The sequence below is a fragment of the Modestobacter sp. SYSU DS0290 genome, from assembly GCF_054050955.1.
In genome coordinates this window covers 1-13,727 of the sequence record NZ_JBJHAI010000019.1, presented here as the reverse complement: position 1 = coordinate 13,727, position 13,727 = coordinate 1, and the positions used below count along the sequence as shown (strand labels likewise).

General features: G+C 69.5%; 25 protein-coding genes. All 25 read left to right on the top strand.

Going from position 1 to position 13,727, the window contains the following annotated elements; translation table 11 throughout:
• Window positions 1-7: 7 nt before the first annotated feature.
• The 25 genes from rpsS to ACI795_RS15175 all read left to right on the top strand — a co-directional run bounded on the left by rpsS (window position 8) and on the right by ACI795_RS15175 (window position 13,591).
• Window positions 8-289 (top strand): 30S ribosomal protein S19, encoded by a 282-nt coding sequence (gene rpsS, locus ACI795_RS15295; protein WP_153359827.1) that lies wholly within the window; start codon window positions 8-10, stop codon window positions 287-289.
• 31 nt (window positions 290-320) lie between these two features.
• Entirely contained in the window at window positions 321-788 is a 468-nt protein-coding gene (gene rplV / locus ACI795_RS15290; protein WP_457076401.1) for a 50S ribosomal protein L22, read from the top strand.
• Window positions 788-1,699, top strand: a complete 912-nt coding sequence (gene rpsC / locus ACI795_RS15285; protein ID WP_457076400.1) for a 30S ribosomal protein S3 — start codon at window positions 788-790, stop codon at window positions 1,697-1,699. The genes rplV and rpsC overlap by 1 nt, the downstream gene beginning before the upstream one ends.
• 2 nt (window positions 1,700-1,701) lie before the next feature.
• Window positions 1,702-2,118 (top strand): 50S ribosomal protein L16, encoded by a 417-nt coding sequence (gene rplP / locus ACI795_RS15280; RefSeq protein WP_222194238.1) that lies wholly within the window; start codon window positions 1,702-1,704, stop codon window positions 2,116-2,118.
• A complete protein-coding gene (gene rpmC, locus ACI795_RS15275; RefSeq protein WP_014742850.1) occupies window positions 2,118-2,351 on the top strand; it encodes a 50S ribosomal protein L29 in 234 nt (77 codons plus the stop codon). The genes rplP and rpmC overlap by 1 nt, the downstream gene beginning before the upstream one ends.
• On the top strand, window positions 2,348-2,659 hold the full coding sequence (rpsQ, locus tag ACI795_RS15270; RefSeq protein WP_457076399.1) for a 30S ribosomal protein S17: 312 nt from the start codon (window positions 2,348-2,350) through the stop codon (window positions 2,657-2,659). Before rpmC ends, rpsQ begins: the two co-directional genes overlap by 4 nt.
• A gap of 190 nt (window positions 2,660-2,849) precedes the next feature.
• Complete coding sequence (rplN, locus tag ACI795_RS15265) at window positions 2,850-3,218, top strand: 50S ribosomal protein L14 (RefSeq protein ID WP_457076398.1); 369 nt, start codon at window positions 2,850-2,852, stop codon at window positions 3,216-3,218.
• 2 nt (window positions 3,219-3,220) lie between these two features.
• Entirely contained in the window at window positions 3,221-3,568 is a 348-nt protein-coding gene (gene rplX, locus ACI795_RS15260) for a 50S ribosomal protein L24 (protein WP_457076397.1), read from the top strand.
• Window positions 3,569-3,573: 5 nt separating this feature from the next.
• The gene (gene rplE, locus ACI795_RS15255) at window positions 3,574-4,158 is read left to right on the top strand and encodes a 50S ribosomal protein L5 (protein WP_457076396.1); all 585 of its coding nucleotides are present in this window, start codon (window positions 3,574-3,576) and stop codon (window positions 4,156-4,158) included.
• A gap of 19 nt (window positions 4,159-4,177) precedes the next feature.
• Window positions 4,178-4,363 (top strand): type Z 30S ribosomal protein S14, encoded by a 186-nt coding sequence (locus tag ACI795_RS15250; protein ID WP_113838243.1) that lies wholly within the window; start codon window positions 4,178-4,180, stop codon window positions 4,361-4,363.
• Window positions 4,364-4,524: 161 nt separating this feature from the next.
• Window positions 4,525-4,935 carry a 30S ribosomal protein S8 gene (rpsH, locus tag ACI795_RS15245; RefSeq protein ID WP_457076395.1) on the top strand — a complete coding sequence of 137 codons (411 nt, stop codon included), beginning with the start codon at window positions 4,525-4,527 and terminating at the stop codon, window positions 4,933-4,935.
• 15 nt (window positions 4,936-4,950) lie between these two features.
• Window positions 4,951-5,490 (top strand): 50S ribosomal protein L6, encoded by a 540-nt coding sequence (rplF, locus tag ACI795_RS15240; protein WP_457076394.1) that lies wholly within the window; start codon window positions 4,951-4,953, stop codon window positions 5,488-5,490.
• Window positions 5,490-5,903, top strand: a complete 414-nt coding sequence (gene rplR / locus ACI795_RS15235; protein ID WP_457076393.1) for a 50S ribosomal protein L18 — start codon at window positions 5,490-5,492, stop codon at window positions 5,901-5,903. Before rplF ends, rplR begins: the two co-directional genes overlap by 1 nt.
• A gap of 34 nt (window positions 5,904-5,937) precedes the next feature.
• Window positions 5,938-6,552, top strand: a complete 615-nt coding sequence (gene rpsE, locus ACI795_RS15230; RefSeq protein ID WP_153359847.1) for a 30S ribosomal protein S5 — start codon at window positions 5,938-5,940, stop codon at window positions 6,550-6,552.
• Window position 6,553: 1 nt separating this feature from the next.
• Window positions 6,554-6,736 carry an uL30 family ribosomal protein gene (rpmD, locus tag ACI795_RS15225; protein ID WP_457063857.1) on the top strand — a complete coding sequence of 61 codons (183 nt, stop codon included), beginning with the start codon at window positions 6,554-6,556 and terminating at the stop codon, window positions 6,734-6,736.
• 13 nt (window positions 6,737-6,749) lie between these two features.
• Complete coding sequence (gene rplO, locus ACI795_RS15220) at window positions 6,750-7,193, top strand: 50S ribosomal protein L15 (protein WP_457076392.1); 444 nt, start codon at window positions 6,750-6,752, stop codon at window positions 7,191-7,193.
• 173 nt (window positions 7,194-7,366) lie between these two features.
• A complete protein-coding gene (gene secY, locus ACI795_RS15215; RefSeq protein ID WP_457076391.1) occupies window positions 7,367-8,677 on the top strand; it encodes a preprotein translocase subunit SecY in 1,311 nt (436 codons plus the stop codon).
• An 8-nt stretch (window positions 8,678-8,685) separates the two neighbouring features.
• Window positions 8,686-9,288, top strand: coding sequence for an adenylate kinase (locus ACI795_RS15210; RefSeq protein ID WP_457076390.1), 603 nt, complete (start codon window positions 8,686-8,688; stop codon window positions 9,286-9,288).
• Between the two features lie 37 nt (window positions 9,289-9,325).
• The gene (gene map / locus ACI795_RS15205) at window positions 9,326-10,180 is read left to right on the top strand and encodes a type I methionyl aminopeptidase (RefSeq protein ID WP_457076389.1); all 855 of its coding nucleotides are present in this window, start codon (window positions 9,326-9,328) and stop codon (window positions 10,178-10,180) included.
• Window positions 10,181-10,414: 234 nt separating this feature from the next.
• Entirely contained in the window at window positions 10,415-10,636 is a 222-nt protein-coding gene (gene infA, locus ACI795_RS15200) for a translation initiation factor IF-1 (protein ID WP_012950459.1), read from the top strand.
• 67 nt (window positions 10,637-10,703) lie between these two features.
• On the top strand, window positions 10,704-10,817 hold the full coding sequence (rpmJ, locus tag ACI795_RS15195) for a 50S ribosomal protein L36 (protein WP_012950458.1): 114 nt from the start codon (window positions 10,704-10,706) through the stop codon (window positions 10,815-10,817).
• A 14-nt stretch (window positions 10,818-10,831) separates the two neighbouring features.
• The gene (rpsM, locus tag ACI795_RS15190; protein ID WP_457076388.1) at window positions 10,832-11,206 is read left to right on the top strand and encodes a 30S ribosomal protein S13; all 375 of its coding nucleotides are present in this window, start codon (window positions 10,832-10,834) and stop codon (window positions 11,204-11,206) included.
• A 116-nt stretch (window positions 11,207-11,322) separates the two neighbouring features.
• On the top strand, window positions 11,323-11,730 hold the full coding sequence (gene rpsK, locus ACI795_RS15185) for a 30S ribosomal protein S11 (protein ID WP_026844840.1): 408 nt from the start codon (window positions 11,323-11,325) through the stop codon (window positions 11,728-11,730).
• Between the two features lie 33 nt (window positions 11,731-11,763).
• Window positions 11,764-12,390 carry a 30S ribosomal protein S4 gene (rpsD, locus tag ACI795_RS15180; RefSeq protein WP_457076387.1) on the top strand — a complete coding sequence of 209 codons (627 nt, stop codon included), beginning with the start codon at window positions 11,764-11,766 and terminating at the stop codon, window positions 12,388-12,390.
• 133 nt (window positions 12,391-12,523) lie between these two features.
• A complete protein-coding gene (locus tag ACI795_RS15175; RefSeq protein WP_457076386.1) occupies window positions 12,524-13,591 on the top strand; it encodes a DNA-directed RNA polymerase subunit alpha in 1,068 nt (355 codons plus the stop codon).
• The last annotated feature ends 136 nt before the right edge of the window (window positions 13,592-13,727 follow it).

Genomic DNA, 13,727 nt, shown 5'->3' with positions numbered 1-13,727 from the left:
GACAGACATGCCACGCAGCCTGAAGAAGGGCCCGTTCGTCGACGACCACCTGCTCGCCAAGGTGGACGCACAGAACGACAAGGGCACCAAGAACGTCATCCGCACCTGGTCGCGGCGCTCGACGATCATCCCCGACATGCTCGGGCACACGATCGCCGTGCACGACGGCCGCAAGCACGTCCCGGTGTTCGTCACCGAGGCGATGGTCGGGCACAAGCTCGGCGAGTTCGCGCCCACGCGCACCTTCCGTGGGCACGTCAAGGACGACCGCCGGTCGCGGCGCGGCTGAGCGCGGACCAGGTAGAGAAGAGACGCATCAGATGACTTCCCAGTTGGGACAGGAGACGCCGGTCGCCCGGGCCACGGCCCGGTTCGTCCGCGTCACCCCCATGAAGGCCCGTCGGGTGGTGGACCTGATCCGCTACCTGCCGACCGACGAGGCGCTCGCGCTCCTGCGGTTCGCCCCGCAGAGCGCCAGCGAGCCGGTGGCCAAGGTCGTCGCCAGCGCGGTCGCCAACGCCGAGCACAACCTGCGGCTGGACCCGGCCGCGCTCGTGGTCAGCGCTGCGTTCGTCGACGAGGGCCCGACCCTGAAGCGGATCCGTCCGCGCGCCCAGGGCCGTGCCTTCCGGATCAACAAGCGGACCAGCCACATCACCGTCGAGGTGAGTGAGGTGACCAGCAGCGCGGACCTCGCGCAGCGGTCGCGCAAGGCACGTCGGGACACCGGCCAGGCCGGCCCGGCCACCCAGCAGTCGAAGAACAACACGAGGGGAGGGACCCGCTAGTGGGTCAGAAGGTCAACCCGCACGGGTTCCGGCTCGGCATCACCACCGACTACAAGTCCCGGTGGTACGCCGACAAGCTGTACAAGGACTACGTCAAGGAAGACGTGGCCATCCGGAAGCTCATGGGCAAGGGCATGGAGCGCGCCGGCATCTCGAAGGTGGAGATCGAGCGCACCCGTGACCGCGTCCGTGTCGACATCCACACCGCCCGCCCGGGCATCGTCATCGGCCGCCGCGGCGCCGAGGCGGACCGGATCCGCGGCGAGCTGGAGAAGCTCACCGGCAAGCAGGTGCAGCTGAACATCCTCGAGGTCAAGAACCCCGAGTCCGACGCGCAGCTGGTCGCCCAGGGCGTCGCCGAGCAGCTCTCCAGCCGGGTCAGCTTCCGCCGCGCCATGCGCAAGGCGATGCAGTCCGCGCAGCGGAGCCCGCAGGTCAAGGGCATCCGGGTGCAGTGCTCGGGTCGCCTGGGTGGCACGGAGATGAGCCGGTCGGAGTTCTACCGCGAGGGTCGCGTGCCGCTGCACACGCTCCGCGCGAACATCGACTACGGCATCTACGAGGCCCGCACGACCTTCGGCCGCATCGGCGTGAAGGTCTGGATCTACAAGGGCGACGCCAGCGGCTCGCGCGCCGAGCGGGAGGCCCTCGAGGCCCTCGCCCAGCGTCAGCAGCGTCGTGAGCGCCCGCAGCGTCCGCGTCGTTCGGGCTCCAGCGGCACCACCGCCGGGGGCACCGAGGCCGGTCGGGCCGCTGCCGAGGGCGCCGGCCCGGTCCAGGACGCCCTCGCCGTCAGCTCTGGTGACGTCCCGGCCGAGCAGACCGTCGCGCAGGCCGCCGGCGCCGAGGGCACCGCGGCCGCCGAGGCGGCCGGTACCGAGAACACCACGAATCCGGAGCAGGGGGCCTGATCATGCTGATCCCGCGTCGGGTCAAGCACCGCAAGCAGCACCACCCGGACCGTTCCGGGCGGGCCAAGGGCGGCACGGCGATCAACTTCGGTGAGTACGCCATCCAGGCCCTCGAGCCGGCGTACGTCACCAACCGGCAGATCGAGTCCGCCCGTATCGCCATGACCCGCCACATCAAGCGTGGCGGCAAGGTCTGGATCTCCATCTACCCGGACCGCCCCCTCACCAAGAAGCCCGCCGAGACCCGCATGGGTTCGGGCAAGGGCTCGCCGGAGTGGTGGGTGGCCAACGTGAAGCCCGGTCGCATCATGTTCGAGCTCTCCGGTGTCGCCGAGCCCGTGGCCCGCGAGGCCATGCGCCGCGCCATCCACAAGCTCCCCATGAAGTGCCGCTTCATCACCCGTGAAGGAGAGGTGTGATGGCCGCCGGACTGACTGCGCCCGAGCTGCGCGAGCTGTCCGCCGACGAGCTGGCCACCCGGCTGCGTGAGTCGCGCGAAGAGCTGTTCAACCTGCGGTTCCAGGTGGCCACCGGCCAGCTGGACAACAACCGGCGACTGCAGACCGTCCGCCGCGACATCGCCCGGATCTACACGATCATGCGCGAGCGCGAGCTGGGCCTCTCGGTCGCCCCGAACGAGGGTGTGGCATGAGCGAGGCCAGTACCACGAGCACCGAGTCCCAGACCTCGACCGGCCCCGGCCTGGCCGGGCGCGGGTACCGCAAGGTCCGCGAGGGCCTCGTCGTCAGCGACAAGATGGACAAGACCATCGTCGTCGAGGTCGAGGACCGGGTGAAGCACGGGCTGTACGGCAAGGTGCTCCGCCGGACCAGCAAGCTGAAGGCGCACGACGAGCAGAACACCGCCGGCATCGGCGACCGGGTGCAGATCATGGAGACGCGCCCCACCTCGGCCACCAAGCGCTGGCGCCTGGTGACCGTCGTCGAGAAGGCCAAGTGACGCATCCGGCTGCAACGGCCGGGTGAACAGCAGGTACTCTGGACGACTGGCGCGCCTGACGGGCGCGCCGCATCCCGGTACCCCTGTACGGACGGCCGGTGGCACACGCCACCGGCTGTCCGCACGTGGGAACCGGACAGCCGGTTCACCGATCCGGCCCGGCTGTCACCACTAGTACGAGGAGCAGGAAGTGATCCAGCAGGAGTCGCGGCTGCGAGTCGCCGACAACACCGGTGCCAAGGAGATCTTGTGCATCCGTGTGCTCGGTGGCTCCGGGCGACGCTACGCGGGCATCGGCGACATCATCGTCGCCACCGTGAAGGACGCCCTCCCGGGCGCCGGCGTGAAGAAGGGCGACGTGGTCAAGGCCGTCGTCGTCCGGACCGTTAAGGAGCGGCGCCGTCCCGACGGCTCCTACATCCGCTTCGACGAGAACGCCGCGGTCATCATCCGCGACAGCGGCGACCCGCGCGGGACCCGCATCTTCGGCCCGGTGGGCCGCGAGCTGCGTGACAAGCGCTTCATGCGGATCATCTCGCTCGCTCCGGAGGTGTTGTGATCATGGCTCAGCACGTCAGCGGGAAGACCCCGTCGATGAAGGTCAAGAAGGGCGACCAGGTCGTCGTCCTGTCCGGCAAGGACAGGGGCGCCAAGGGCCGCGTCATCGCCGCCTTCCCCAAGACCCAGAAGGTGCTCGTCGAGGGCATCGGCCGGGTGAAGAAGCACACCCGGATCAGCTCCACCCAGCGTGGCGCGCAGTCGGGCGGGATCGTCACGCAGGAGGCGGCCATCCACGTCAGCAACGTGATGGTCATCGACAGCGAGGACAAGCCGACCCGGGTCGGCTACCGCAAGGACGAGGAAGGCCGCAGCATCCGGGTCTCGCGGCGCACCGGTAAGGACCTCTGATCCCCATGAGCGCACCCACCCGTGAGCTGCCCCGCCTGCTCGCCCGCTACCGCGCGGACATCGCGCCGGCGCTGCAGAGCGAGTTCGGCTACGCCAACGTCATGCAGATCCCCGGTCTGGTGAAGATCGTGGTCAACATGGGCGTCGGCGAGGCCACCCGTGACGCCAAGCTGATGGACGGCGCGGTCCGTGACCTGACCGCCATCACCGGCCAGAAGCCGGCCGTCGTCCGGGCCCGCAAGTCGATCGCCCAGTTCAAGCTCCGCGAGGGCATGCCGATCGGCGCGAAGGTGACCCTCCGCGGCGACCGCATGTGGGAGTTCCTGGACCGGCTGCTGTCGCTGGCCCTGCCCCGCATCCGTGACTTCCGGGGTCTGAACCCCAAGCAGTTCGACGGTCACGGCAACTACACGTTCGGCCTGACCGAGCAGTCGATGTTCCGCGAGATCGACGTCGACAAGATCGACCGGCCCCGCGGCATGGACATCACCCTGGTGACCACCGCGACCACCGACGAGGAGGGCCGCGAGCTGCTCACGCTGCTCGGCTTCCCCTTCGCCGGCCAGACCGTCGTGAACGCGACCCGCTGAGCGGGCGAGGAGAAGCGATATGGCCAAGAAGGCTCTGATCAACAAGGCGGCCCGCAAGCCGAAGTTCGCGGTCCGCGGGTACACCCGCTGCCAGCGCTGCGGTCGTCCGCACGCGGTCTTCCGCAAGTTCGGCCTGTGCCGCATCTGCCTGCGGGAGATGGCGCACGCCGGCGAGCTGCCGGGCGTCAGCAAGTCCAGCTGGTGAAGGACCCGGCTGCACCCCGGAACGCGCTCCGCGCGCCGCGGGGTGCAGCCGGGCCGATCCGGTAAGTCACCACTCGAGCACCACCGATCGCCGAGAGGCCCGGGGCCAAGTCACACCGACCCAGCCCCAGAGGAACCGCGGCGAGAGAGGCACCACCCGACATGACGATGACCGACCCGATCGCGGACATGCTCACGCGGCTTCGCAACGCCAACCAGGCGTACCACGACACCGCCGCCATGCCGTCGTCGAAGCTGAAGACGCACGTCGCCGAGATCCTCCAGCAGGAGGGCTACATCGGCGGCTGGACCGTCAACGACGTCGAGAAGGACGGCCACATCCGCAAGGAGCTCGTGGTCACCTTGAAGTACGGCCCCAACCGTGAGCGCAGCATCGCCGGTGTCCGGCGGGTGTCGAAGCCGGGACTGCGGGTCTACGCGAAGTCGACCGCTCTGCCGAAGGTCCTCGGTGGTCTGGGGGTCGCGATCATCTCGACCTCCACCGGGCTGCTGACCGACAAGCAGGCGAACAAGAAGGGCGTGGGTGGGGAAGTCCTCGCCTACGTCTGGTAAGAGGAGCGAGCAGACATGTCACGGATCGGACGACTCCCGGTTCCGGTGCCCAGCGGTGTGGAGGTCGCCCTCGACGGGCAGACCGTCAACGTGTCGGGCCCGAAGGGGAAGCTGAGCCACACGGTCGCAGCTCCCATCACCGTCGAGCGCGGTGAGGACGGCACGCTGCTGGTGCAGCGTCCCAACGACGAGCGGGAGAGCCGTGCGCTGCACGGGCTCTCCCGGACGCTCATCGCCAACATGATCACCGGCGTCACCCAGGGCTACGACAAGACCCTGGAGATCGTCGGCGTGGGTTACCGCGTGCAGGCCCGTGGTGCGGACCTCGAGTTCGCCCTGGGCTTCAGCCACCCGGTCCCGGTGAAGGCGCCCGAGGGCATCACCTTCACCGTCGAGGCACCCACCCGCATCCGGGTGAGCGGCATCGACAAGCAGCAGGTGGGCCAGGTCGCGGCCAACATCCGGAAGCTCCGCAAGCCCGACCCGTACAAGGGCAAGGGCGTGCGGTACCAGGGTGAGGTCGTCAAGCGCAAGGTCGGGAAGACGGGCAAGTGATGGCACAGGCACAGAGCGACAAGGGTGCCCGGGTGCACAAGCCCGTCGGCACCGACATCAGCACCGCCCGCCGCGTCTCGCGGCTGCGTCGCCACAACCGGCTGCGCAAGCGGGTCTCCGGCACGTCGGAGCGTCCCCGCATGGTGGTCAACCGCAGTAGCCGGCACATGCACGTTCAGGTCGTCGACGACACCGTCGGCCGTACCCTGGTCAGTGCATCCACGCTGGACGCCAGCCTGAAGGGCGCCGAGGGCGACAAGTCCTCCCTCGCCAAGCAGGTCGGTGCGCTGGTGGCCGAGCGGGCCAAGGCGGCCGGGATCACCGCGGTCGTCTTCGACCGCGGTGGCAACCGGTACGCCGGGCGCATCGCGGCACTGGCGGACGGCGCCCGCGAGGGCGGGCTGGACTTCTGATGAGCACGGCAACTGAGATCGAGAGGGACGTCTGATGCCAGGACCACAGCGACGCGGCGGCGGCGCCGGCGGCGGTAACGACCGCCGCGACCGTCGTGACGGCGGGCGGGGGCCCGGAGGCGCGCCCGCCGAGAAGAGCCAGTTCATCGAGCGCGTGGTCGCGATCAACCGCGTGTCCAAGGTCGTCAAGGGCGGTCGGCGCTTCAGCTTCACCGCGCTGGTGATCGTCGGCGACGGCGACGGCACCGTGGGTGTCGGCTACGGCAAGGCCAAGGAGGTGCCCGCGGCGATCGCCAAGGGCGTCGAGGAGGCGAAGAAGCACTTCTACCGCGTGCCGCGGATCGCCAGCACCATCCCGCACCCGGTGCAGGGTGAGGCGGCGGCCGGTGTCGTGCTGCTCAAGCCGGCCAGCCCGGGTACCGGTGTCATCGCCGGTGGTCCGGTGCGCGCCGTGCTGGAGTGCGCCGGCATCCACGACGTGCTCTCCAAGAGCCTCGGGTCCTCCAACCCGATCAACATCGTCCACGCCACCATGCAGGCGCTGAAGGACCTCGTCCGTCCCGAGGAGATCGCGGCTCGCCGCGGTCTGCCCCTGGAGGACGTCGCTCCCGCCGCGATGCTGCGGGCGCGGGCCGGTCAGGGGGTCTGAGATGGCTCAGCTGAAGGTCACCCAGATCAAGTCGGCCATCGGCACCAAGCCGAACCAGCGTCAGACGCTGCGTTCACTGGGGCTCAAGCGGATCAACGACTCGGTCGTCCAGGAGGACCGTCCCGAGATCCGCGGGATGGTCGCGACGGTGCCGCACCTGGTCACCGTCGAAGAGATCGTCTGAGCAGGGGAACACCATGACTCTCAAGGTCCACCACCTGCGGCCTGCTCCCGGCGCTCACACCAAGAAGACCCGTGTGGGTCGTGGTGAGGGTTCCAAGGGCAAGACCGCCGGTCGCGGCACCAAGGGCTCCGGCGCCCGCGTGCAGGTCTCGGCCCGCTTCGAGGGCGGCCAGACCCCGCTGCACATGCGGCTGCCGAAGCTCTCGGGCTTCAAGAACAACAACAAGGTCGTCTTCCAGGTCGTGAACCTGGACCGGATCGCCTCGCTCTTCCCCGAGGGCGGCTCGGTCACCCCGGACTCGCTGGCTGACGCCGGCGCGGTGCGGCGCGGCCAGCCGGTCAAGGTGCTGGGCACCGGCGAGCTCGGTGGCGTCCAGGTCCACGTGCACGCACACGCCTTCTCCGCCTCCGCGGCGGAGAAGATCGGCGCGGCCGGGGGCAGCACCACCCAGATCTGACCGCCGACGACCCCCGGGGAGCCACCCGACACGGGTGAGCCACCCGGGGGTCGTCTGCTGTCCGGCCCAGAGGGCCGGACGTCGCTGCCGGTCACCAACGCCCGTCCGGGCGACGGGTGACCGGCAGCGGTCCCGTTGTTGATAACCTCGCACGACCGACTCGGGGAGGGCACGTGCTGCAGGCGTTCGCCTCGGCGTTCCGGACGCCAGACCTCCGGCGCAAGCTGCTGTTCTCCCTGGCGGTCATCGCCGTGTACCGGCTGGGCGCCAGCGTCCCCGGTCCCGGGGTGTCGATCGAGGCGATCAACAGCTGCCTCGAGCAGGCGCAGGCCTCCGACCAGCGGGACGTCTACTCCCTGGTCAACCTGTTCTCCGGCGGCGCGCTGCTGCGCCTGTCGGTCTTCGCTCTCGGCATCATGCCGTACATCACGGCCAGCATCATCGTCCAGCTGCTCGTGGTGGTCATCCCGCGGTTCGAGCAGCTGAAGAAGGAAGGGCAGTCGGGTCAGGCGAAGCTGACCCAGTACACCCGCTACCTGACGATCGCCCTCGCCGTCCTGCAGAGCACCGGCATCATCGCCCTCGCGCGCAGCGGCCAGCTGTTCCCCGGCTGTGCGCAGGACATCATCCCGTCCGACTCGGTCTGGACCACGATCGTCCTCGTCGTGACGCTGACCGCGGGCACCGCGGTGATCATGTGGCTGGGTGAGCTGCTGACCGAGAAGGGGATCGGCAACGGCATGTCCGTGCTGATCTTCACCTCGATCGCCGCCCGGATCCCCGCCGAGGGCGGGTCGATCCTGCAGGCGCGCGGGGCCTTCATCTTCGCCATCGTCTGCGTCATCGCGGTGGTCATCATCGGCACGGTCGTCTACGTCGAGCAGGCGCAGCGGCGCATCCCGGTCCAGTACGCCAAGCGCATGGTCGGCCGCCGCATGTACGGCGGGACGTCCACCTACCTGCCCCTGAAGGTGAACCAGGCCGGTGTCATCCCGGTCATCTTCGCCTCCTCGCTGCTGTACCTCCCGCAGCTGATCGCCCAGTTGCAGGGTGACTCCGCCGGGCCGGTCCGCCGGTTCTTCGAGTCGTACGTGATCAACCAGAGCAGCCCGGTGCACATCGCGATCTACTTCGCGATGATCATCTTCTTCACGTACTTCTACGTGTCGATCACGTTCAACCCGGAGGAGCGGGCGGACGACATGAAGCGCTACGGCGGCTTCATCCCCGGCATCCGGCCCGGGCGTCCCACCGCGGAGTACCTGCAGTACGTGCTGTCCCGGATCACCCTGCCCGGGTCGATCTACCTGGGTCTGGTCGCCGTGCTGCCCAACCTCTTCCTCTCCATCACGCAGGAGGGGCAGAACCAGAACTTCCCGTTCGGCGGGACCGCGGTGCTGATCATGGTGGGAGTGGGCTTGGAGACGGTGAAGCAGATCGAGACGCAACTCAACCAGCGCAGCTACGAAGGGTTCCTGAAGTAGTGCGCGTCGTGCTGCTGGGCCCGCCCGGAGCCGGCAAGGGGACCCAGGCCCAGATCATCGCCGGCCGGCTGTCGGTGCCCGCGATCTCCACGGGCGACATCTTCCGCGCCAACGTGAGCGGCCAGACCGAGCTCGGCCAGGCAGCGAAGGTCTACATGGACGCCGGTGACCTGGTGCCCGACGAGATCACCGTGGCGATGGTCTCGGACCGGCTCGCCGAGCCCGACGCCAAGGCCGGCTTCCTGCTCGACGGCTTCCCGCGCACCATTGCCCAGGCTGAGCAGCTGCGTGACTCCCTCGGCGCGATGGGTCACCGGCTCGACTGCGTCCTGGAGCTCGTCGTGGACCAGGACGAGCTGGTGCGGCGGCTGTCCGGTCGGCGCATGCTGGTCGACGGCGAGTGGGTCCAGCGAGACGACGACAAGCCGGAGACGGTGCGGCACCGGCTGGACGTCTACCGGGAACAGACCGCCCCCCTGTCCGGCTTCTACGAGCAGGCCGGCCTGCTGGCCCGGATCGACGCCATCGGCGAGATCGACGAGGTCACCGAGCGGGCGATGGTCGCTCTCGAGGCCTGCGGCGGACAGTCCGGGGCCCCGGCCGGCGGCTGAGGACGGTGCCGGTGCCGGTCGACCCGGGTACCCGCGCATGACCGGGCTGCTGGCCCGGGTGCCGCTGCTGGCGAAGTGGAGTGGACGCATGATCCAGGTCAAGACCGCACACGAGATCGAGCTGATGCGGGCCTCGGGGCTCGTCACCGCCGGTGCCCTGAAGGCGGTGAAGGCGGCCGTCCGGCCCGGGGTGACCACCAAGGAGCTCGACGCCATCGCGGAGGACCACATCCGGTCCCAGGGGGCGGTGCCGAACTTCCTCGGTTACCACGGCTTCACCGGCACGATCTGCACGTCGGTCAACGACGAGGTCGTGCACGGCATCCCGAACCCCGACCGGGTGCTCGCCGAGGGCGACAACATCTCCATCGACTGCGGCGCCATCCTCAACGGCTGGCACAGCGACTCCGCGGTGACGGTCACGGTGGGGGAGGCCTCCGCGGAGGATGCCGCCCTCCTGGAGGTCACCGAGCGGTCGATGTGGGCGGGGCTGGCCCGCGCGCTGGCCGGTGGCCGGCTGACCGACATCAGCCACGCGGTGGAGGAGTCGATCACCGCGCACGAGCACCGGTACGGGATCGTCGACCACTACGGCGGCCACGGCATCGGCACGGAGATGCACCAGGACCCGCACGTGCTCAACTACGGCCGGGCCGGCCGCGGTCCGAAGCTGGTGCCCGGCATGGCGCTGGCCATCGAGCCGATGGTCACCGTGGGCGATCCGGCGACGGTCGAGCTGGAGGACGGGTGGACCGTCGTCACCAAGGACGGCTCCCGCGCCGCCCACTTCGAGCACTCCGTGGCGATCACCCCGGAGGGGCCCTGGGTGCTGACCGCCGAGGACGGCGGCGTCGCCGGGCTGGCTCCCTTCGGGATCACCCCGCGCACCTGAGGATGGACCCGTCGCGGGTGGGGCGGCCACTGTCACTCCGGCCCGGGTTGGTGAGTGGGGCCCGGGCGGGGTAGAGTGGCCGATGGCGTTCGCGTCGTCCGTCGTCCTGCTGTGGCCGTAGTCCGACGGACGCCCTCTGCGAGATCGCCGATCCAGCACCACCGCTCGTGCCGTCCCGGCATGGGCGCGACCAGCTCCACTGTGAGTTCTGTGAACGAGGAGGCCGTGTAGGGCATGGCGAAGAAGGACGGGGCCATCGAGGTCGAGGGTCGCGTCGTCGAGCCGCTGCCCAACGCGATGTTCCGAGTGGAACTGCAGAACGGGCACCGGGTGCTCGCCCACATCAGCGGCAAGATGCGGCAGCACTACATCCGCATCCTGCCCGAGGACCGCGTGGTCGTGGAGCTCTCGCCCTACGACCTGACCCGCGGTCGCATCGTCTACCGCTACAAGTGACCGTCGGCCGTCCGCGCACCGAGCGCGGGCGCCGGCACATCGATCTGAGGAATGAGGGGCGGCACCGGTGAAGGTCCAGCCGTCGGTGAAGAAGATCTGCGACAAGTGCAAGGTGATCCGCCGGCATGGCCGGGTCATGGTCATCTGCGACAACGCCCGGCACAAGCAGCGCCAGGGCTGAGGGAGTACCTGAACATGGCACGACTGGCTGGCGTCGACCTGCCCCGCGAGAAGCGGATGGAGATCGCGCTCACCTACATCTACGGGATCGGCAAGACCTCCGCGAAGGCGACCTTGTCCGCGACGGGCGTCAGCCCGGACCTGCGGGCCAAGGACCTCTCCGACGAGGACCTGCTGAAGCTCCGCGACTACATCGACGAGCACTTCCGCGTCGAGGGTGACCTGCGCCGTGAGGTCGCTGCCGACATCCGCCGCAAGGTGGAGATCGGTTGCTACCAGGGCCTGCGCCACCGGCGCGGCCTGCCCGTGCACGGTCAGCGCACCAAGACCAACGCGCGCGGCCGCAAGGGCCCGCGCAAGACGATCGCCGGCAAGAAGAAGGCTCGCTGAGTCGAGCACGTCGGCGCGCCGTCGAAGGTCCGTAGGGCCGGACCGACGGCGCGCCTGCGGCGGGAGCGCTGCACCTGCACCACCAGGCCACGAACACAGACACAGACCGGAGAGACATGCCTCCCAGGGCTCGCGCGGCTGCTGGCACCAAGAAGGTGCGCCGCAAGGAGAAGAAGAACGTCGCCCACGGCGCGGCGCACATCAAGAGCACGTTCAACAACACGATCGTGTCGATCACCGACCCGACCGGGAACGTGATCAGCTGGGCCTCCGCCGGCCACGTCGGCTTCAAGGGCTCTCGCAAGTCCACGCCGTTCGCCGCGCAGATGGCTGCCGAGAACGCCGCGCGCAAGGCGCAGGAGCACGGCATGCGCAAGGTCGACGTCTTCGTCAAGGGCCCGGGCTCCGGGCGGGAGACCGCGATCCGCTCGCTGCAGGCCACCGGCCTCGAGGTGGGTCAGATCCAGGACGTGACGCCGCAGCCGCACAACGGCTGCCGCCCCAAGAAGCGCCGCCGGGTCTGACCGGTCACTGACGAGACGAAGAGGTAGATAGACGTGGCCCGTTACACCGGAGCCGACTGCCGCCTGTGCCGGCGCGAGAAGATGAAGCTGTTCCTCAAGGGCAGCAAGTGCGAGTCCCCGAAGTGCCCGATCGAGATCCGGCCCTACCCGCCGGGCGAGCACGGCCGGGGTCGCAGCAAGGACAGCGAGTACCTCCTGCAGCTGCGTGAGAAGCAGAAGGCCCGCCGCATCTACGGCGTGCTGGAGAAGCAGTTCCGCGGCTACTACGAAGAGGCGAACAAGAAGACGGGCAAGACCGGTGAGGTCCTGCTGCAGATCCTCGAGTCCCGTCTGGACAACGTGGTCTACCGGGCCGGCTTCGCCGAGTCCCGGGACATGGCCCGCCAGCTGGTGCGCCACGGCCACATCAAGGTCAACGGCCACAAGGTCGACATCCCGTCCTACCGGGTGAGCGCCAACGACATCGTCGAGGTCGCTGCCAAGTCGGTCGAGATGGTCCCCTTCCAGCTGGCCCAGGCCAAGGCCGGTCAGCGCCCCGTGCCGCCGTGGCTGGAGGTCATCACGACGCAGCTGAAGGTGCTGGTCCACAGCATCCCGGCGCGTCAGGTGATCGACACCCCCGTGCAGGAGCAGCTGATCGTCGAGCTGTACTCCAAGTGATCCACCGGCCCTGACCAGGCGCTCGCCTGGTCAGGGCCTGCACGACGGCGGGACGGGCGGACGGATGTCCGTCCCGCCGGCACCACCCCTCACGGCGTCATATGGCGGGTGCCGGAGGACCTGAAGGAGAACCATGCTCATCGCACAGCGTCCGACCCTCACCGAGGAGACCATCGACGCCCAGCGCTCGCGGTTCGTCATCGAGCCGCTGGAGCCGGGCTTCGGCTACACCCTCGGCAACTCCCTGCGTCGCACCCTGCTGTCCTCGATCCCCGGCGCTGCTGTCACCAGCATCCGCATCGAGGGCACCCTGCACGAGTTCACCACCGTGCCGGGCGTCAAGGAGGACGTCACCGAGATCATCCTGAACCTCAAGGGCCTCGTGGTCAGCTCCGACTCCGACGAGCCGGTCACCATGTACCTGCGCAAGCAGGGCCCGGGCGAGGTCACCGCCGCCGACATCGCGCCGCCGGCCGGTGTCGAGGTGCACAACCCCGAGCTGCACATCGCCACCCTCAACGCGAAGGGCCGGCTCGAGGTCGAGCTCGTCGTGGAGCGGGGCCGCGGGTACGTGCCGGCCACCCAGAACAAGCAGCCCGGCCAGGAGATCGGTCGCATCCCCGTCGACTCGATCTACTCCCCGGTGCTCAAGGTGACCTACGCCGTCGAGGCGACCCGCGTCGAGCAGCGCACCGACTTCGACCGCCTGGTCGTCGACGTCGAGACGAAGCCGTCGATGGAGCCCCGTGACGCCATCGCCAGCGCCGGCTCGACCCTGGTCGAGCTCTTCGGTCTGCTGCGCGAGCTGAACGTCGACGCCGAGGGCATCGAGGTCGGGCCCAGCCCGGCCGAGGCCGCCGACATCGCGAACTTCTCGATGCCGATCGAGGACATGGACCTCACCGTCCGGTCCTACAACTGCCTCAAGCGCGAGGGTGTGCACACCGTCGGTGAGCTCGTCACCCGCTCCGAGGCCGACCTGCTCGACATCCGCAACTTCGGTGCGAAGTCGATCGACGAGGTCAAGCTCAAGCTGGCCGCCATGGGCCTCGCGCTCAAGGACAGCCCGCCCGGGTTCGTCCCCTCCTCGGTGGAGAGCTACGACGAGGGCTACGAGACCGACGCGTACCAGGGCGACGCAGCCTTCGGCGACCCGGCCCAGTACGACGAGGGCAACTACCAGGAGACCGAGCAGCTCTGACCAAGGACCCCGCTGCCCCCCCGGGGGGGGGGGGGGGGGGGGGGGGGGGGGGGGGGGGGGGGGGGGGGGGGGGGGGGGGGGGGGGGGGGGGGGGCGGGGCCCGGCGGAGCCGGCGCTGCGCGCTCTCCCCCAGCGC